Consider the following 19,201-nt stretch of genomic DNA (forward strand, 5'->3'; position numbering starts at 1 on the left):
CATGGTTCCACCCTTTTTCATATTGTCCTCGCAGACAATATCTCAGTCAGTAAATACTGACAGGCTTAACGGCCCCACCCGTCCAACCAGCTTTCACTAGCAGGATGCTCCAAGCGCACTTTCATTACCTGTATCCATCTGCTCTCATCAACGCAGACTTTCTGTCCAATACATGAGTAATTACTCTTCTCTTCATCGCATTTTATGATTAAATAAATGTCTTTTGCTTGAAGTCAATTTAACAAACCCGAACACCTTTAGACAAGATTACTGCCTAGGGAAAACACGCCTCGTTTTGCCTTTTTTGTTTTTACCCTTAGAAAAAAGCACATATTAAAAGTTGATATTTGGCGATTTCTAACCAATTACACATAGACTGACATTCGTAAATAACTATCATAAATGATAAAAAAACTAGACAAATGACTAGGGATTTAATTGCATTTTAATACAATGTTTGTATTAGACCCTAACATGTAACCCCTTAAAAGACGAATAAACCCTATTCTTGAAGCAAAAAAAAAAACGAAACGTGGCCCTGTATCAGCTAGCCATGGTTTCGCCTGTTTGATTATGCAATTTTTTCAAATCCTTACAGTCTGTAGAATCATCGTCTTTTGCCATTAAGGGACAATAGGCACCCCAATTTGTTCACGTAGGGTCGTACCTGGGTACTCTGTCCGATAAATCCCACGATCTTGAAGAATCGGCACGACTTCATTGACGAACCGTTCAAAGGCACCCGGAATGTCACCAGCAATGATAAAGCCATCAACGGCATACGCTTCAACCCAACGTTGGATTTCGTCAGCGATGTCTTCAGCTGTCCCAATAAAGTTTGGACGAGTCACCGCTTGTTCCAAGGCTACTTGACGTAAGGTCTGGTTTTCTTCCTTAGCACGTTTCTTGATGTAGTCTGTTGTCGAACGGAAGGCATCTTTCCCAATATCCCCTAAATCTGGGAACGGTGCATCTAGGTCATAACCTGAGAAGTCGTAGTCATCGAAGTAGCGAGCTAGGTATTTGACAGCATTTTCAATTGGAATCAAGCTGGCAAATTCAGTATAAGCCGCCTCAGCATCTTCTAAAGTATCCCCTACAAGTGGGTTGATACCAGGGTAAACTTTGACCTCTTCAGGGTTACGGCCAGCTGCTTTAGCCCGCGCTTTAATGTCATCGTAGAAAGCTTTCACTTCTTCTAAAGAATTGGCATGGGTGAAAATAGCTTCCGCGTTCCCTGCCGCAAAGGCCCGTCCAGAATCTGATGATCCTGCTTGGAAAACGAGTGGTTCCCCTTGAGGTGAACGACCAATGTTTAGAGGACCTGCCACTTGGAAATACTCGCCTTCATAGTTTAAACGGTGCAGTTTCTCAGGATCAAAGTATTGGCCTGTTTCCTTGTTTCTAGGGAAGGCATCCGGTTCCCAAGACCGCCATAAACTACGCACAACATCTAAATGTTCTTGGGCGATTTTATAGCGTTCACCGTGAGGCGGAAGCGTCCGGTTGTTGAAGTTTTCAGCCACCCCTGCTTGTGGAGTCGTCACCAAGTTCCACCCAGCACGACCATCAGACAAGTGGTCTAGCGATAACAATTGACGTGAAATAGTAAAAGGATCTGTATAAGTTGTTGAGAATGTCCCCACTAAACCAATATTTTCAGTCACAGCCGCTAAGCTAGACAATAAGGTAATCGGTTCAAAACGATTTAAGAAATGAGGAATTGACTTCTCAGAAATATATAAGCCATCTGCGATAAAGACGAAATCAAATAGGCCTTTCTCCGCTAATTGCGCCCGCTTCTTATAAAATTTAAAGTTGGTGCTGGCTGTTTCGTCTACTTGCGGATGGCGCCAACCATCTGTTGTGCCACCGATACCATGTAAAATTGCCCCAAAGTGTACTTGTTTAGTCATATTACTTCACTCCTATTCCGGCTGCTTTTAGCCCACTCACCACATGTTCCAAACCTAAATCAATAATGCCTTGGTATTGCTTGCTGTCCTTTTGGCCAATTTCAACAACTGGCACATAAGATACTCCGTATTTGGCATTCAAAATGTCTCTAAATTGATCGTTTTCTGTCACATCAATCAATGCATATGAAAGGTTTTCTTCTTGTAAGTAATCTTTGATTTCCTGGCAATAATGACAGCCTTGCTTGGCCCATAAAACGATATTTGTTGCTTGTTGTTTGTCTGACATTCTTATCCTCCTTTAATTTCCTCTGCTAAAGCTTCAATAATCTCGAATTTCTTAGCGTAAGGAATGCCAATTGTGTGAATCACAAAGTGGTCGGTATTAAATCTCTTTGAAAAATCGTCTAGTTGCACTTTCACCTGACTGGCTGTGCCGACAAAGGCGCCTACTTGTTTTTCAAGGATTTTGGCGTCTTCAGCTTGGTGCAGGTCAGCATATGCTTCAGCGGCCGCTTGTTTGTTGAAGTTGACCCTTTTGCCAGAATTTAAAACCACTGTATAGGCAGCTTGTTCAGCAAGATAGGCTTTACCTTCGTCCGGATCGTCTGTGATATAAACGATGACGGCAATTTTAAAGTCCCCTGATCCTTGATAAGCGGCTCTCGTTTTGTCAAGCGCTTCAAGGTCCGCATTGGCAAAGTAGGGATAGACTAGACCGGTATCTTGAGTGGTCGCCAAGTTGGCACTTTCTTGACTACCCCCAAGCAACTCGATGGTAAAGTCCGAATCAATCGCTGGTTGCAAGTCATAGTTTTCAGCCGCATAGGGATGATCGGCCGGGAAATTATTACGGATAAAACGAGTCACCTCGATAAATTTGTCATCGAAAGACTGGACCGGTTTGATAAAGTCTCGTTGTAGGACCTCAACCGCCTCATCCTTACCACCCTGGGCTTTTCCTAATCCCAGAATCACCCGTCCTGGCGCTAGTTGGTGGAGAACACTGAATGACTCCGCCACTTTATAAGGGACATAATGTTGCAGCATGACCCCACCAGATCCTACGCGAATCTTGTCCGTCTTGGCTAAGATGTAACCCACCAAAATTTCAGGTGCTACACTAGCAATCTCTTTTGTAAAATGGTGTTCCGCTACTAAAAAGCTGTCATAGCCCAACGCTTCTGCCTTCTGAGCAAACGCAACCGTCTGCTTCAGCGTCGACTGAGCGGTTTCACCTTCGTAAATAATATTTTGATCTAATAAACTTAAACTTAGAGCCATCACTTACCTCCAATTCTTTCCAAGTACCACCGTGTGTGCTTTTATTGAAAAATAAAAAAACCCTCCTTAATAAACAGTCTTGTCTATTAAGAAGGGGCGAAGAGTCAACGTTCGCGGTGCCACCCTTGTTCAAACTGCCCTCGCGAGCAATTTCTCATCCAGTAAATCTATACTGAAAATTTAACGGTTCCACCCGTCTAACCAGCTTTCACTGGCTAGATGCTCAAAGGTCATTTTCATTACTGGTAAGCATCTGCTCTCATCAACTACAGACTTTCTGTGCCTTACCCACATAATTACTCTACTCATCCACGCACTGGTTTATTTGAATATTTGCTTATACTTGCTTTTATTGCTATCTGGACTTGCAATAAATTTGCTTGCACTCAATCTAACAAATTCCACTTGCTAGCATCAACCTTACCGCCTAGCTCTAAAATTTCCAGATCTCTTTTTAGGCAAAATGGCGACACATCAAAAAATCTAGGGAAAGCCTTTGATAATCAACCTTTTCACGGTTATTTAATTTTTCCATAATCGTTAACCGCTATCATCATTGATATAGAAGTAGGACAAGCACTGACAAAAAATAATAATTTTAAATACAATCATTGTACAAAACGCCCCTTATCATCAAATCGAAAATCCTAACAATGTGATTAAATCAGCCTTTCTAATCAAATCAGTTTAAACATGACCCTTACCCTACAAATATCATTTGACCGATTTTGATGTTCTGCATACAAATATTGCCTTCCGCTGTTATCACTTTTATCGATAACGAGTGATTGAAAAATACTTGAGCAAATTCTCCCACTAGAACCGTCTACTCAGTTACAATTCTCTTTGAATGATTATGGAATTTTTTAAATAGATACATAAACAAATCAACCAATTTCTAGAAATGAGGATGTCAGATGCGAATTGCCATAGTAGGTTTTGGGATTGCGGGTGCCAGCACCCTAATCCAGTTAAGTAAACAATTTGATTTAAATGCCGCGACCGATCAAGTGGACGTCTATGAAACACGCCCACGCTTAGGTGCAGGTGCCCCATATGCAGAGGATGACGATGCCACAGTCATCAACTCCTTCCCGCGGTCATTATCCCTTGATGACGACAACAACGAGGACTTTATCAATTGGACCAAAGCCAACTATCCGGTAATTGATATCGACAATGTCTTTGCGCCACGCACCATTTACGGTGAATATGTGGAAGCATATCTAAAACCCTATTTAGCCAAAGATTACGTCCGCCATATCCAAGCTAGCGTCACCGACTTTCAAGTCGTAGATGCAGACGGGACACCCTTCTACCAGCGACCGCTTGAAGACGGCTTAGCTTATCAAGTCTTTAGCTCGGAAAATGGCTGGTCTCAAGTTTACGACGCGGTCTTTTTTGCCATTGGCCACCCGCCCTATCAAGACCCATACCAATTAGATGGCCAAGCCAACTATATTCAAGACCCTTACCCATTGCGGGAAAAATTGCAGGCGACTAAAGGCAAGCGCAGAATTGGTATTGTGGGCTCTGGTTTAACGACTATCGACTTGATCAATTACTGCAACAAGTACGATTTATTTGCCGACCATGAAGTGACGGTCTACTTCCGCCACGAACCCTTTCGGTCAGTGATCCAACCTGACGCTAACGAAGATTATATCCAGTCTATCGACGATGAATGGATTGAGACACAAAGAACAGCCAACAAGGGGGCTATCCCGATTCAAGTCGTCATCAACCAAGTCAAGGACGACCTAAAAGCCAACAATATTGACTACAGCCGGGTTTGGGCCAACTTCAATACCGGTTCAGTCGCTACTGTCACAAAGGCCATCCGCCAAGATGACCCTGACTACCGCCGTTTCCAAGGGTTTTTCCGATCCTTCTACCCAGTCCTACACCAGATGATGGGTGCCCTAGACGCAGACGGACAGGACTATTTCTACAAGGACCTAGGTCCCTTCTTCCGCATGCTCTATTCACAAGCCCCTGCCGCTTCCATTAGCATGATCTTAGACTTAGTCAACCAAGGCAAACTGAAATTGGTTTCTGGCTTGTCTGATATCCAACCCTTGGAAAATGGCCAGTTCCACCTATACGCTAGCGGGATTCGCCACAAGGCAGATATCTTAATCAATGCCACTGGCTTCAATAGTCGTTTAAGCCAGGCAAAAGACACAGACCCGTTGCTGGGTAATTTGATCCGCCGTAATTTGATATTGCCTGACAATCGGGACAATATTTTAGCGGCTTACCCAAGCGCGAAGCCATTAAACACTAACTACCAAATCCTAGACAATGTCTACTTCCTAGGTAGCTGGATTGCTTCAACCCAGGGACCTAATACATCCGTTGCCTTGGCCAAGAAACAAACCCAAATCGCCGTCACTGACTTCTACCAACAAGTTAGCAAAACCAAGTAAATCACATTTTCCCATGCAAAAAGGACTTACACCCTCAAGTTAAATGAGTGGCGCAAGCCCTTTTAATGTTCATTGTTTTTATGCTGATCAGTCAACCATAGCGAATAAGTCATTCAATCCTTCAGCTAAAGTAGGATGGGTATAGATTTGGTCACGCAAAGCTGTGTATGGTAAGTGGACATTCATGGCTACTGTGATGATATTGATGATTTCATGGGCAGCTTCACCAAATAAACGAACCCCTAGAATTTCATTGGTCTTCGCATCGATTACCACCTTAAATACGCCAGTAGTTCGGCTGATTACTTTTATAAATTTTAGTATATGTTTCTTGACAGTTTCTCTAAAAGGATATGCACTAGGTTAAACCGATCACTGGAAATTAAATTTTACTTTTTGCAAATAAATCGCTATCATTGTCTTATCTGTATACAAAAAACGCCCGGTGTACTTATAATGGGCTTAAATAATAGCATAAGGGAGTGATTAGATGACATTATTACTGAATGTTAAAGACATCCGAGGGTTGGTCGATATGGCAGAGACCGTCAACATTGTCGAAAGAACCTATCATGAAATGGGTCAAGGCAAGGTTATCAACCCAAGCAAGGTGAATTTAGACCTAGGTGAAACGGGTAATTACCCCTTCTACGACGGATTTATGAATGCCATGCCAGCCTATATCGACTGGTTAAACTTGGCTGGAATGAAGTGGATTGGCGGCTTTTATGGTGGTCGTCGAGCAGCCGGATTCCCCTACATGACTGGGATGATCCTCTTGTTAGATCCACATGTGGGTCGGTTCTTATCCGCTATGGACGGGGCTTATATTACAAACCTTAGAACAGGTGCGCAAACCGCTGTCGCCCTATCTTACTTTAACCTAGGCGAATCCATCTCCCTGGGTATGTTTGGGGCTGGTACGCAGGCCAGAACCCAGGTGATTGCTATCACTAAACGGTACAAAATCAACCGTCTAGTCGTATGGAACCACCGCCGTTCAACAGCAGAAGCCTTTAAGGAGGACATCGCCCACCTTATAGATGGTGAAGTTATCATTGCGGATAAACCTGAAGACGCCACAGATAATGACGTGCTGATTACGGTCACAGGAGCTACCGCACCCTTTATCACAGGCGACATGATCAAACCGGGTACCATCATTATGCCAATGGGTTCTAGAGGTGAAATCACAGACGATATCATCCTAACCGCTGATAATATCTACGTTGACCACCGTGCCCAAGCCCTTCACCGTGGCGCTTTGAAGCACCTAACAGACGAAGGTCGCCTATCCGAAAAAGATATTACCGCAGATTTCGGTCAGTTAGCTACAGGCCAAGTGGCACCGAAGCATAATGAAAACACGACTACCATCGTTATTCCAATCGGTATTGGCGCACTCGACGTCGCAGTCGCAGGCTACGTCTACCACAGAGCCAAGGTCCAAGGTCTCGGCCAACAATTCGACTTCGACCTCCTAGGCGGAGACAATACCATCAATTACATGGAACCAGACTTGGAAAAAGAATAACCACTAGCTAGGCTAGCAAGTCAAAAGGGGCGTGACTAATCATCACACCCCTTTTTGTGTATCATATTTATTCAAATTCACACCTAACGTTGAATACTCGCCCTTGTTCATGTATCTTGTATTGCAATTTAAAACTTTTTTCTGGCATAGCTTTAAATGTTACTCCTTTTTCCCACGCAACAAGCGTAAGCCATTCAAGATAACTAAAATTGTTGAGCCTTCATGGAAAAGGACGCCAAGAGCGATATCTGAAATGCCCATGAAATTCAAGATGACTAAAACGAGCACAACAAACATTGAAAAGGCCATATTCTGCCAAGTAATTCGGTTTAAATCTTTGGATACTTGGTGGGCATAAGTCAATTTGTCCAGGTCATTAGCCATCACAACAACGTCGGCAACGTCAATTGCCACATCCGTTCCGTCCCCCATAGCGAAACCAATATCCGCTTGCACTAGAGCTGGCGCATCATTGACCCCGTCCCCTGTCATCCCAACTTGTCCGTATTCAGCTTGTAAGTCTTTAACAATTTGGGCCTTCTCTTCAGGTAAAACATTGGCCACAACTTGGTCAATCCCCACTTGATTAGCGACTGCCTGCCCCGTTATTTGGTTGTCTCCAGTGATCATGACGGTATGGACATCTGCTTGGTGGAAGTAGTCGATGGCTGCTTTAGCCGCATGATTTGGCGTATCCATCATAGCTATGTAGCCAATGACTGCATCATCTTTTGCGATATAAACCACCGTTTTCCCGTCCGCCGACAATTCGTCTGTGTCCCCCTTGATTTTGTCAGGAACGACCTCAAATATTGACGGCTTACTAATTTGGTAAGTATGGCCAGCATGGGTCCCGCTCAGCCCTTTTCCAAGGTCATTCGTCACTTCAATCGGGTCGGTTAAGGATTTTGTGTGAGCCTTAAATTCTTGTAAAATGGCACGGGCCAAGGGATGGTTGGATTGACTTTCCATCGCGACAACTACTGGCAAGATTGCTTCGTCTTGGATTCCGTCAACGAAATAGTAGTCGGTGACTTCGGGTTCACCCTTGGTCAAGGTCCCGGTTTTATCGAAGGCAATGGCTTTTAGATCAATCAGATTAGAGAGGTAAGCGCCACCTTTGAATAGAACACCGTGGCGGGCCAAGTTTGAAATGGCTGATAGGGTTGCGGGTACAGCTGAAGCGGCCAAGGCACATGGTGAGGCGGAAATTAAGAATATTAGTCCACGGTACCAAGCCTCTGCCCATTCCCAGCCGAAGATCCAAGGGCCTAGAAGGACTATAAATGGGAAAATGGCCAGGACGGATGTGACATAGATTGGCTCAATTTTCTTGATTTTAGTGGCAGCTGGTGTCAAATTAGCTTGGGACGCTTCCACCATTTGCAGGATTTTCGCAAAGACGGTTTCATCCGGATTCTTCGTGACTTCAACCACAATAGCGTGGTCCCCGTTAATGGTCGCCCCAAATACCTCGTCACCTACTGTTTTTTCTTTAGGCATAGATTCACCGTTGATAGAGGCTTCGTTGATGACAGTCGCCCCTTTGACAATCCGGCCATCAGTAGGGATTTGACCCCCATTTAAGACTTGGACTTGGTCACCGATTTGCAGTTGGTCAACTGCTACGTTTTGGGTTGAACCATCAGCCTGTAATAGTAAGGCTTCAGTTGGGTTCAAATTCATCAGGTTGGTAATTTCTCGTCGCGACCGCCCTTCCGCATAATCTTCTAGGAAATGGGCACCTGCGAAAATTAAAATTAATAGGGCTGCTTCATAGAAAGAGCCAATTAATAGAGCGCCAACTGCCGCCAGCCCCATCAATAAGTGGATATTGGGTTTGAATTTACCAGCGGACATGGTGTCTCGAATAGTATCACCAAAGCCTTCACCTAACACGTGGTAGCCGGATAAGATCACTGACACTACCATTAAGGTATTCCCTACAAATGGTAGCCAATTACCAATGATAAGACCTAAAATGAAGGCAATGAAACCAAGGATATAAAGGCGGGTAGCCAGCTTGGTGTCATGTTCACTATGGTTGTGGCCACAGTGGTCATGACCGTTGCCGTGGTCGTGTTTATGATTATGGTCGTTAGTGTCTGCGTGTTCATGTGTATGTTGATTAGAATGATGTCTTGTATCTTTATGGTGATGGGTCTCTTTTTCAGTCATCATGTCCACTCCTTTTTAATAGCTTACTTACAATATATAAGTGTATATGAACATTCATTCATATTCCTTACCTTTATTATACCGCACTAATATGAAAAATCAATCATATTCCATAAAAAATATATACTATAAGAGAAATAAAATTTGCAATAATAATTGTTGACGAAATTTTGAATTATTGTCTGACCAATGGATTCGCTATATCACTTTGACAGTTGTTTTCGCCCTATCCATGTTCACAACCACTACAACAATCGTATTAGTCGGTGCAGACGCTGCCTTCTTACCAATTTACTTATCACTTGCCCTATCTGAATTTGCGGCCATGACCCTTGGTATGTTCATCATGTATCCATTAAGCAAGCGGATTGATTTCGACCACTAATAAGCGGATTCTTTGAATTGCCCTTTTTTGACCTTTATACTATCTAGTAGACAAATAAATATAGAAACTTGATAGAGAAATGAAAGAGTCATTTGAAAGGAGCTTTTTAAACATGAGAGTACTTGTTATTGGTGCCCATGGTGGCGTATCCCGTCACTTCGCAGATTTTGTAAAAGATTCAGAAACAGTAGAAGAAGTTGCAGCCATTCGTAACTTAGACCAAGCCCCCTTCTTTGAAGAACGCGGGATTGAATCAGTTTACTTAGACTTAACCAAACACACACAAGCAGACATTGAAAAAATTCTGACCGACAATAATATTGATTCAGTGATTTTCTCTGCCGGTGCTGGCGGTTCAGGTGACGACATTGTTATGATGGTTGACCTTGATGGCGCTATTAAATCTATGCAGGCAGCTGAGGCAGTTGGTATCAAGCGTTTCGTGATCGTATCTACCTTTAGAACCGGTCGCGAGCAAATCGAGAAAGGTGTCTTACGCGTTTATACCACAGCGAAAACTTACGCAGATGAATGGTTGAAATCACGTACCAACCTAGATTGGACTATCGTTCACCCAGGTGTCCTACGTGATCAACCAGGTTCTGGGAAAATCACTACTGAACCCCAAACTGAAATTATTGACGTTGCCCGTCAAAACGTAGCCCAAACCTTACTAGCAGTTCTAGAAAACGATAATACCATTGGTAAAGAATTTGAAGTGGTAGACGGCGACACAGATGTCACAACAGCCATTCAAAATCTATAAGCTTGTATAAAGTAAAAAGGTGCCCGCGAACAAAGTCGCAGGCACCTTTTATTATCTAAATTAACATCTGACGTATTTACGTTTAAAACCTATCCGGCCTCTTTCAACTTCCTTTTGAATCGACGCATAAGCATTCAACGTTTGTGGTTTCTTATGCTCACGTTCAATCACCAATTCACCAATTTCTTCAGCCACCGCTAAGGCTTTTTCAGATAAAGGAATATAGGATAAGCCAACCGTATAAACAAAGTTGTTCATAGCATGCTTGGTCCGTTCAGGTTGGTCATGAATCGTTTCTTTAACTTGATCCAACATAGCTGACAATTTATCCACATCAAAATGGTCGTCTTTCAACCGACCTAACAACCAACAATAAGTCGACCAGCCAGCTGACATCCTCAACTCTTCGCCAGAGGCAATCCACTTGTCCGCCACTTCTTGGGCGATATCCGCTTCAGATAAGGTCACAGCAACCACCCAGTCAGCCAACATAAAGCAGTAAGCTTGGTCGATCCACCGGTCATAATCCGCCACTGTCATGGCGTTGGCGTCCGCAATCACACCCGCAAAGTACATAGCGTCATAGTTTCCGGATGCATACAATTCTTCAGCAAGGTCTTGGTCAATCTTAATAGCTTTCCGCATGGGTTTCATTGACCCCGTTGTTACACCAAATAATGGCTCAACTGCCCCATTTGACAGGTATATTTTCTTGGTCCGGTCTTTCCCCAAAGCTTCCAATTCAGTCATCACTTCAGCGTATTCCATGCCCTCACCCTTCCCTTCAAGTCGCTAGCATCATTCAGTATTCGCCTTTTCTAGCCGTCTAGATTTTACTGCCAGTTAATTTATTGACAATAGGTTCAGCCAATTTAGCTCTAAAGGTTGAAATCATCGGTCCCGCGAAGAAACCTAAATAAACAGTCATTAAGCCAACTGGACCACCTAATAATAAGGCCATCAGTAAAGATAAAATTTCATGGGCAAAACGGACTTGCGCATAAGAAAATTTACTTTTCTCCTCAACAGTTGGTGCAATAGCATCAAGGGGTGCCGTACCAATTCCGGCTGAAATGTATAAAGATGCACCGAATAAGAATACCGTACCTGCAATAACGGTCAATATAACACGGATCAATAAATTCATATCACCGTCACCTAAACCTGCCTGATTAAAAAAGAAATCAAAAAATTCCACGATATAACCGACAAACAACCAGTTAATAATCGTCCCCAGGCCAAATTGACTACGGTCAACGAAGACTACGGCTAAAAATATAAATACATTAAAAATAACAACTACCGTACCAAAGCGAATGCCAGTTAGGGCAGAAATCCCCATATTCATGGCACTATACGGATCCATCCCCATATCGATAGTCCCAGACAATGAGATACCAAAAGCAATCGCCACACAGCCAATAAAGGCCACAATGGCTCGGATCAGTAAATCTTTATTCAAATAATTTTTCATATAATAATCTCCTTTATCATAATATCCTTTTTAACGCTACTAAACTTGCATAAACGCGTCTAATTCGTCAAACGAAATTGGGTCAATGTGGCCATGCAAGTAGAAATCAGCGTCCAATTCGCTCAACGTTTGACGTAAAACAGCCATTTTCTCAGGATCCAAATAAGAATTGTTGTAGAAGTCTTCCGTAATGGTATCACCAATAAAAGCAACTTTTTCAGACGGAATATAGATAACCATCCCATCTTCAGAGTGCGGATTCACCACTGGGAAAACTTTCACTTCAAGGTTGCCTAAATCAATATTCAGCTCACCCTCAAATTCTAAATCAGCCTGATTCACTTTAATTTGGCTTACTGGATTTTCATACTCAACACGTAGATATTGGTCACAAAAAGCACACTCTTCGCCTGTTTCAAGGCGTTCTTGCATCGCTTCCTCAGTCCACTTCCACTCAGCCATCACGCCTAATTGGGTATTAGTTTTCTTATTAGCAAGGACCGGCGTATCCACCGCATGAATGCCATAAGTATGGTCCCAATGCCAATGGGTAATTAAAGTCATAGCTTCTTTAGGCAATCCTAAACGTTCAACTTCCTGATCAAAATTTGCTACATGACTAGCAGAATTCCCCGCATCGATCCGCAAGGAAAACTTGTCTCCTCTAATATAACCTAAAACCGGGCGGTCCAAATCCCCATCCGCCGGCATATAATATACACGTTCTGTTAATTGCTTTAATTGTCTCATCGTTTCAGTGTCTCCTTTTCAATCAATTCATTATAACAAAATTGACAATTATCCCATACCCCCTTAGAAATTTTTCCCATATAAAAAAGGCTACAACATTCCCGTCATAACCTTTTGCCAGAAAATATCGTCATATTATAAGTTAGCGATTTTCTCTTTGTCAGCGTCGCTCAAGTTAAAGTCGAATACATTCAAGTTGTCTGCTTGGTGGTCTGCGTTATGTGACTTAGGAATCACGACCACACCACGTTCAATTTGGTAGCGAAGTAAAACTTGGCCCCAAGTTTTGCCGTATTGAGCACCAATCTCATCTAAGATAGCACGAGAACTTTCGTCAGTTCCCTTCATTGGCGCCCAAGCTGTGACAACCACATCGTTTTCAGCAGAATATTCAATAATGTCATCGTTCCAGACTTCAACATTTGATTTAATTTGGTTGACCATTGGTTGAATACGTGCGTTATCGATGATGATATCTAATTGGTCTTGGTCGAAGTTAGATACACCGATAGCTCTGATTTTGCCTTCATTATAGGCATTTTCTAAAGCATACCAAGTTTGTAACATTTCATTTTCATTGTCCCAAGGATGGTGGATCAAGTATAAGTCAATGTAGTCTGTTTGTAATGCTTCAAGTGATGCATTTAAAGTCGCTTCCACTTTTTCAGCTGAACCCGCATGGTCTAAATCACCAGGGATCTTAGAGGTGATAAAGAAGTCCTCACGCGGTAAACCAGATTCCTTGATTGCTTTACCAACAGTCGACTCATTACGGTATGCAACCGCCGTATCAATGGCACGGTAACCTGCCGCAATCGCTGATTTTAATTCCGTTGTATCATCAGTCACTTCACCCAAGTAGTCACCGTCAACCTTACCGAAAGTATTGGTACCAGTACCTAAAATCGGCATTTCTACCCCATTGTTTAATGTTACAAATTCCATCATTACACGCTCCTTATAATCTCTTTATTGAAAAACCACTATCTCATTCACTTGAATATTTGGGTCAATACTTTGGACCACCGGACAATACTTGTGTATCATCTTCGTTGCCCGCTCAGCACGTCCTTGATTTTCTTCAGCCACACGCACATACATCGTAATCGTGATTGCAGTAACAGGTTTGGCACTTTCCTCAGAACGGTCAAAATCAATGGCAATGTCATAGAAAGTATGTTCGATTTTTGAATTATTCAAAATATTCCGATATACACCCGCTGAACAGGCCGCAACCGCCAAGACAAATGTATTCAAAGGCGAAAAACCAGTTTCCTTATTCAAAGGCCAGTTGTCTCCATTGTCGTTGACCGCCTCAGGACCCAAATCAGCCATATTTAAATGTAAGGTCATCTATTCACTCCTCACCCAGCTAGGCCCTGCATTACCAGTCCACTAACTGCTTGATACTTTTATTATAGAAAAGAAATCCGAAAAATACTAGCAAACAGGACTCGGTCTGACCGAAAGAAATCAAGCATTTAAGCTTCTATTATCTTTAGCCAACATAAACTTTCCCAAACTAAAAAGGTGGCCAATTCACGTACCACCTTCTCTAAATGTTGTATGCTAATTAGTTATCTTTTTCAGCATTTAAGATATTACCTGTTGTTGCGTCGATATCATACGCAAACTCACGGTCCCCATCTACAGTAAATTCAATTTCATAATGGGCTACGTCATCGTAATCATCATCATCATCGTCATCCACATCATCTAATTCAATTTCACGTTCTGTTAAGGCATCTTCAGTTAGACCAGCGTCGTTTAAAGCAATTTGCCATGCCTCATCTTCAGAAATGAATTCTCCTGAAGCCGCTTGGTTGGCTTCACTTGAGCTCTCCTTGCTATCATTGGTATTGTCATCCGCGTCGTCACCTGACGTATCTTCTGAACTTGGTACCGTTTCTGAACTTGTTTCAGCTGTTTCGCTTGTAGTCGTATCTTCTTGACCACTGTTACCGCATGCCGCAAGTAAGAATACTGAAGCGAATAATGTTAGCGCACCTGTTTTTAATTTCATGGAATCTCCCTTTCGTTAAGCATAGTGTCGACTACTATAGTTAGCGTGATCACTAACCTTTTATACATTATAACATATAGAAAAACAGCTTTAAAAGACTCTATTACTTATATATTATAGATATCAGGTCTTCGGTCATTAAAGACGTTAATCGATGAACGAATGCCTTCAATAACAGAAAGGTCTATCTCACCGTATTTTACGCCTACTTGTAAATCAGGAGAAACAACATACTCGCCCCAAGGATCAATGATAGCTGAATGACCGCCATATAAAGCCTCTTCGTCCCCATTAACCGGTCCTCTTGAATTAGCCGATACGACAAACAACTGGTTTTCGATTGCCCGTGCCTGTCCCAAAGTATCCCAATGTAAATTCCGAACTTCAGGCCAAGCAGCCGGTGCAAATACAATCTGCGCATCTGCCAGGGCTAAGGCCCGCACCCACTCAGGGAAACGCAAGTCATAACAAGTAACAATCCCGCATTTGACCCCGTCCAATTCAAAGGTCACACTCGCTTCACCCGCTTCAAAATAACCATTTTCCTTGGCCGGTGAGAATAAATGGGCCTTATCGTAAGCTGCAATCTCTTGACCTTGTCTGTCATACACATAGGCCGTATTATATAGCTTGTCACCACGTCTATTGGCTACCGACCCCCCAACCACATTCACTTGGTAGTTTTTAGCAAACTGACCTAAAAATTGCCGGCTCACCTTGCCATCCTCATCCGCTCGCTCTTTCACGTCTTCCGGCAAGAAAGAAGTATTCCATAATTCTGGCAGCACAATCACATCCGGATGATTAGTCGCCGCTTCTTTCATCAACGCCTGAATCGTTTGAAAATTCTCTGCCACCTGGCTTTGTTGTAAGGCTGCTTGTACAATCGCAATTTTCATCATATTCCTCCTAATAACCTTTTTCCTCATTTTCCCTATTATATACGAGTCCCTTCCAAAAGTAATTTAAAGGGCTTATTCCCTTGGAAAAAGGACCATCGCTGTCTATATGAAGGATATTTCATGTAAATTTTTGTTGACGAATTGATTCACCCTGTGATAAATTAGCCGATAATAAATCGTAATGGTTACGATTTAAAAATTTTGCCCCTAGCTAAGGAAAAAAAACATTGGGTACCCAAATACATGTGATTGAATATTGTTTTGGAAGAGAGGATATATTGATGAATAAAAGTTTGAAATTAGCTTTACTGAGCTTAACGGGTGCTGCCCTTTTGGCGGCATGTAAACAAGCAAATATTGAGGCAGATGCAGGAAATGATGGGGATAAACTAGAAATTGCGACAACCATCTACCCTGTTTATGCATTTACCAAAGAAATCGTTGGCGACAAAGCTGACGTGAGTTTAATGGTACCAGCGGGGACAGAAGCCCATGACTATGAACCTTCTGCGAAACAAATTGCTGCCCTAAATGAGTCAGATGCCCTAATTTACCACAATGAAAATATGGAAACCTGGGTGCCATCTGCAGAATCCAGCATCAAGGAAGATGTAAACGTCATTAAAGGAACGGAAAACATGGTCCTACTTCCAGGATCTGAAGACGACCATGACCACGAGCACTCTGATGAAGAAGGACACGAAGGGCACTCACACGCCTACGACCCACACACTTGGGTATCACCATATCGTGCCATCATGGAAGTGGCATCTATTACAGCCCAATTAAGCGAATTATATCCAGATATGGCCGAGGAATTCCAAGCCAATTCGGATGCTTATATTGAGGAATTAAACGAATTAGACGCCTTATATACAGAAACCTTTGAGAACGCTAGTCGCCAAGACTTCGTTACTGCTCATACAGCCTTCACTTACCTAGCCGTTGATTACGGTTTAAACCAGATTGGTATCGCTGGTTTAACACCTGAAGAAGAACCATCAGCAGCCCGTCTAGCCGAATTAGCTGACTACGTAAAAGAAAATGACATTCAATATATCTACTACGAAGAAGCCGGTTCAGACAGCATGGCCAAAACCCTGGCTGATGAAGCAGGCGTTGAAATGGCCATCCTAAATCCACTAGAAAGTCTTACTCAAGAAGCTATGGATGATGGTGCTGACTATATTTCTGTTATGAAAGAAAACTTAACGTCATTACAAAAAACAACAGAACTGCCAGCCGCAAACTCAGAAACTACTGAAGAAGAAACTCAACAAACCGTCTACAATGGCTACTTCGAAGATGGTGACGTTTTAGACCGCACCCTATCTGACTATGCAGGCGAATGGCAATCTGTTTACCCATTCTTAGAAGACGGTACTTTAGATCAAGTCTTTGACTACAAGTCTAAATTAAATGACGGCATGACCGCTGAAGCGTATAAAGAATACTACACAAGTGGTTACCAAACTGACGTCGACAATATCAACATCACTGACAACACCATTGAATATATTGTCGATGGAGAAAGCAGGACACTCGAGTATAACTATGTTGGCTACGAGATCTTAACCTATGAAAAAGGAAATCGTGGTGTTCGTTTCTTATTTGAAACAGACGACCCAGAAGCCGGCGACTTCAAATACGTGCAATTCTCAGACCACAACATAGCACCAGTTGAAACAGGACACTACCATATTTACTGGGGTGGCGAATCACAAGAAGCCCTTCTTGAAGAAGTGGATCACTGGCCAACATACTACCCAACTGATATGTCAGGCTTAGAAATCGCACAAGAAATGATGACTCACTAACCTAGAATATAATGATTCACATTTTGCCCTTATAGACTCGATATCAGTTTTTTCTAGACATTCTCTACCTTACACAACTAGAGCTGATTTTATTGGAGGTGGTTCCTAAATTATATTGACTTGTTTTACCCATACATAAAAAGGAAGATCTGCTTTTGACAGGTCTTCCTTTTTATTTTGTAGACGCTTATGCTCTATAGATTGTCTTGAATATCCGCTTCAATATCTGCGGGTTCTGTTGTTGGAGCATACCGTTTAATAAAGTTGCCTTGGCGGTCTACTAAAAATTTAGTGTAGTTCCATTTTACTAGACCATTACCAGATGCTTTTTTCAGATAGGAAAATAATGGTGCTGTTTTAGGGCCGTTTACGGATACCTTATCGAACATAGGAAATGAGGTGCCAAAGTTTAGTGCGCATGCTTCTGCGGCCCCTTTACCATCCTTAGGTTCTTGCATGAATGAATTTGAAGGGAATCCAAGTACCTTAAAGCCCTCACGTTGATATTTTTGGTGTAAGTCTTCAAGACCTTCTAATTGAGGCGCTAGTCCACACTTGGTCGCTGTATTTACAATCAACAACAAGTCTCCTTCATAATCCGCTAGTTTTTTATCTTGACCGTTAGCATCTTTAACCGTGTAATCATAGATAGTCATCATATTCCTCCTTTTATAATAGTAGAAACTCTTCAAAAATCTTCTGTATCTTAGGCTAAATGATACGCCTTTTTACCTGTGAAAGCGAATAATCACGTTCATAGATTGACTATTTATCATCAATATACTTTCGCTAGTTCTTGAGTCTTGCATCAATAATATTTGGTTGTACTAATAACCACCTTACTAATATCTTTTTGTTACCTATATGGTAAAGTGAAATTGAGAAACTTAGATTATATGGTGGTATACATTTTTATACCCTAACCATTTGATAATGTAAGAGCTTTCATGATATAATGTTCCAAATACCTAAGAGAGAGGTTCTTTATATATGGCTAAATACGAAGAGGTGGCTGGCGCGTTGGTCCGCTACATTAATGAAAATGAATTAAATGCAGATGATAAGTTACCGAGTATCCAAGAGATGGTGGACTATTACCAAGTGAGTAAAAACACAGTATTATCTGCCTTAAATGACTTAGAGAAACAAGGGTTAATCTACCAAGTGCGTGGTTCTGGCGTTTATGTCCGTGGTAATCAACGTAAGGGTTATATCAACCTATTAAACCTGGGTGGGTTTAATTCTACCTTAAGCCAATTTAAAATCGATTCTAAAGTTTTATCCCTTGAGTTAATTGCCCCAACTGATGAAGCGGTAGAAAATTTAAAAATTGACGACCCAGCAAAAACAAAGGTCTACCATGTTACGCGCATACGCTATATCGAAGGTCGCCCCTTCTGTGTGGAAGAGTCTTATTTTGACAAGGATATTATCCCTTACTTAAGCGAAGAAATTGCATCGAATTCCATCTTCGACTATATTACAGAAGATCTGGAAATACCAATTGGCTATGGTGACCACTTCTTGCGTGTTGGGAAATTGAAAGCTGAACAGGCTGCTCATTTAAACTTAAGTGAAGGCGATCCTTGTTTAAAAACAGAGTCGATCTTCCATTTAAATAACGGGAAACCGTTCGACTATTCAAAAATCACTTACCACTTTGAAGAAACACAATTCTTTATTCAAGGCGCCAGCACCCAATACCGTTATTAATTAAATTTGTCTAAATAAAAAGGACGCGAT

18 protein-coding genes, 1 pseudogene and 2 other annotated features (1 of these 21 only partly in view) are annotated in these 19,201 nt (G+C 42.1%); of the genes and pseudogenes, 6 read left to right on the forward strand and 13 right to left on the reverse strand.

From position 1 onward, the window contains the following. Positions 1-205: a binding site (T-box leader), on the reverse strand; it reaches 23 nt to the left of the window's first position. Between the two features lie 418 nt (positions 206-623). The 3 genes from ACFW0C_RS07835 to ACFW0C_RS07845 are packed head-to-tail and all read right to left on the reverse strand — an operon-like array spanning position 624 to position 3,200. Next, on the reverse strand, positions 624-1,916 hold the full coding sequence (locus ACFW0C_RS07835; protein WP_378106673.1) for an LLM class flavin-dependent oxidoreductase: 1,293 nt from the start codon (positions 1,914-1,916) through the stop codon (positions 624-626). Between the two features lies 1 nt (position 1,917). Continuing rightward, the gene (locus tag ACFW0C_RS07840) at positions 1,918-2,205 is read right to left on the reverse strand and encodes a glutaredoxin family protein (protein WP_378106675.1); all 288 of its coding nucleotides are present in this window, start codon (positions 2,203-2,205) and stop codon (positions 1,918-1,920) included. Between the two features lie 2 nt (positions 2,206-2,207). Beyond that, on the reverse strand, positions 2,208-3,200 hold the full coding sequence (locus ACFW0C_RS07845; RefSeq protein WP_378106677.1) for an MsnO8 family LLM class oxidoreductase: 993 nt from the start codon (positions 3,198-3,200) through the stop codon (positions 2,208-2,210). Between the two features lie 89 nt (positions 3,201-3,289). After that, positions 3,290-3,521 (reverse strand) — a binding site (T-box leader). Between the two features lie 596 nt (positions 3,522-4,117). On the opposite strand from ACFW0C_RS07845, the gene ACFW0C_RS07850 reads away from it, so the two are divergent. After that, positions 4,118-5,629, forward strand: coding sequence for an FAD/NAD(P)-binding protein (locus ACFW0C_RS07850; protein ID WP_378106679.1), 1,512 nt, complete (start codon positions 4,118-4,120; stop codon positions 5,627-5,629). A gap of 87 nt (positions 5,630-5,716) precedes the next feature. Here the strand turns inward: ACFW0C_RS07850 and ACFW0C_RS07855 are convergent. Then, positions 5,717-5,917: pseudogene (locus ACFW0C_RS07855) on the reverse strand (pyridine nucleotide-disulfide oxidoreductase); the annotation flags it as partial. A 202-nt stretch (positions 5,918-6,119) separates the two neighbouring features. On the opposite strand from ACFW0C_RS07855, the gene ACFW0C_RS07860 reads away from it, so the two are divergent. Next, the gene (locus ACFW0C_RS07860; RefSeq protein ID WP_378106681.1) at positions 6,120-7,163 is read left to right on the forward strand and encodes an ornithine cyclodeaminase family protein; all 1,044 of its coding nucleotides are present in this window, start codon (positions 6,120-6,122) and stop codon (positions 7,161-7,163) included. Between the two features lie 159 nt (positions 7,164-7,322). On the opposite strand, the gene ACFW0C_RS07865 is transcribed toward ACFW0C_RS07860, so the two are convergent. Next, positions 7,323-9,341 carry a heavy metal translocating P-type ATPase gene (locus tag ACFW0C_RS07865; protein WP_378106772.1) on the reverse strand — a complete coding sequence of 673 codons (2,019 nt, stop codon included), beginning with the start codon at positions 9,339-9,341 and terminating at the stop codon, positions 7,323-7,325. A 178-nt stretch (positions 9,342-9,519) separates the two neighbouring features. Between ACFW0C_RS07865 and ACFW0C_RS07870 the strand changes: the two genes are divergently transcribed. Then, the gene (locus ACFW0C_RS07870) at positions 9,520-9,726 is read left to right on the forward strand and encodes a hypothetical protein (protein WP_378106683.1); all 207 of its coding nucleotides are present in this window, start codon (positions 9,520-9,522) and stop codon (positions 9,724-9,726) included. 112 nt (positions 9,727-9,838) lie between these two features. After that, positions 9,839-10,492, forward strand: coding sequence for an SDR family oxidoreductase (locus ACFW0C_RS07875; protein ID WP_378106684.1), 654 nt, complete (start codon positions 9,839-9,841; stop codon positions 10,490-10,492). A gap of 60 nt (positions 10,493-10,552) precedes the next feature. On the opposite strand, the gene ACFW0C_RS07880 is transcribed toward ACFW0C_RS07875, so the two are convergent. The 7 genes from ACFW0C_RS07880 to ACFW0C_RS07910 form a co-directional block, all read right to left on the reverse strand. Beyond that, entirely contained in the window at positions 10,553-11,260 is a 708-nt protein-coding gene (locus ACFW0C_RS07880; RefSeq protein ID WP_378106686.1) for a DNA alkylation repair protein, read from the reverse strand. Positions 11,261-11,318: 58 nt separating this feature from the next. After that, positions 11,319-11,966 (reverse strand): YitT family protein, encoded by a 648-nt coding sequence (locus tag ACFW0C_RS07885; RefSeq protein ID WP_378106688.1) that lies wholly within the window; start codon positions 11,964-11,966, stop codon positions 11,319-11,321. Positions 11,967-12,005: 39 nt separating this feature from the next. Next, positions 12,006-12,716, reverse strand: coding sequence for an MBL fold metallo-hydrolase (locus ACFW0C_RS07890; protein ID WP_378106689.1), 711 nt, complete (start codon positions 12,714-12,716; stop codon positions 12,006-12,008). A 135-nt stretch (positions 12,717-12,851) separates the two neighbouring features. Further along, entirely contained in the window at positions 12,852-13,661 is an 810-nt protein-coding gene (locus ACFW0C_RS07895; RefSeq protein ID WP_290490715.1) for an aldo/keto reductase, read from the reverse strand. Between the two features lie 24 nt (positions 13,662-13,685). Next, complete coding sequence (locus tag ACFW0C_RS07900) at positions 13,686-14,069, reverse strand: OsmC family protein (protein WP_378106691.1); 384 nt, start codon at positions 14,067-14,069, stop codon at positions 13,686-13,688. Positions 14,070-14,289: 220 nt separating this feature from the next. Continuing rightward, entirely contained in the window at positions 14,290-14,739 is a 450-nt protein-coding gene (locus tag ACFW0C_RS07905; protein WP_378106693.1) for a PepSY domain-containing protein, read from the reverse strand. Between the two features lie 107 nt (positions 14,740-14,846). Further along, a complete protein-coding gene (locus ACFW0C_RS07910) occupies positions 14,847-15,638 on the reverse strand; it encodes a carbon-nitrogen family hydrolase (protein WP_378106695.1) in 792 nt (263 codons plus the stop codon). Positions 15,639-15,922: 284 nt separating this feature from the next. Between ACFW0C_RS07910 and ACFW0C_RS07915 the strand changes: the two genes are divergently transcribed. Continuing rightward, positions 15,923-17,458: a metal ABC transporter solute-binding protein, Zn/Mn family gene (locus tag ACFW0C_RS07915; RefSeq protein ID WP_378106697.1), complete on the forward strand. Its 1,536-nt coding sequence runs from the start codon at positions 15,923-15,925 to the stop codon at positions 17,456-17,458. Between the two features lie 194 nt (positions 17,459-17,652). On the opposite strand, the gene ACFW0C_RS07920 is transcribed toward ACFW0C_RS07915, so the two are convergent. Further along, positions 17,653-18,117 (reverse strand): glutathione peroxidase, encoded by a 465-nt coding sequence (locus ACFW0C_RS07920; protein WP_378106699.1) that lies wholly within the window; start codon positions 18,115-18,117, stop codon positions 17,653-17,655. A 331-nt stretch (positions 18,118-18,448) separates the two neighbouring features. On the opposite strand from ACFW0C_RS07920, the gene ACFW0C_RS07925 reads away from it, so the two are divergent. Beyond that, positions 18,449-19,171, forward strand: coding sequence for a GntR family transcriptional regulator (locus ACFW0C_RS07925; RefSeq protein WP_378106700.1), 723 nt, complete (start codon positions 18,449-18,451; stop codon positions 19,169-19,171). Positions 19,172-19,201 lie beyond the last annotated feature (30 nt).

It is taken from the genome of Aerococcus sp. NPDC058936 (genome assembly GCF_042741995.1).
GTDB lineage: Bacteria > Bacillota > Bacilli > Lactobacillales > Aerococcaceae > Aerococcus.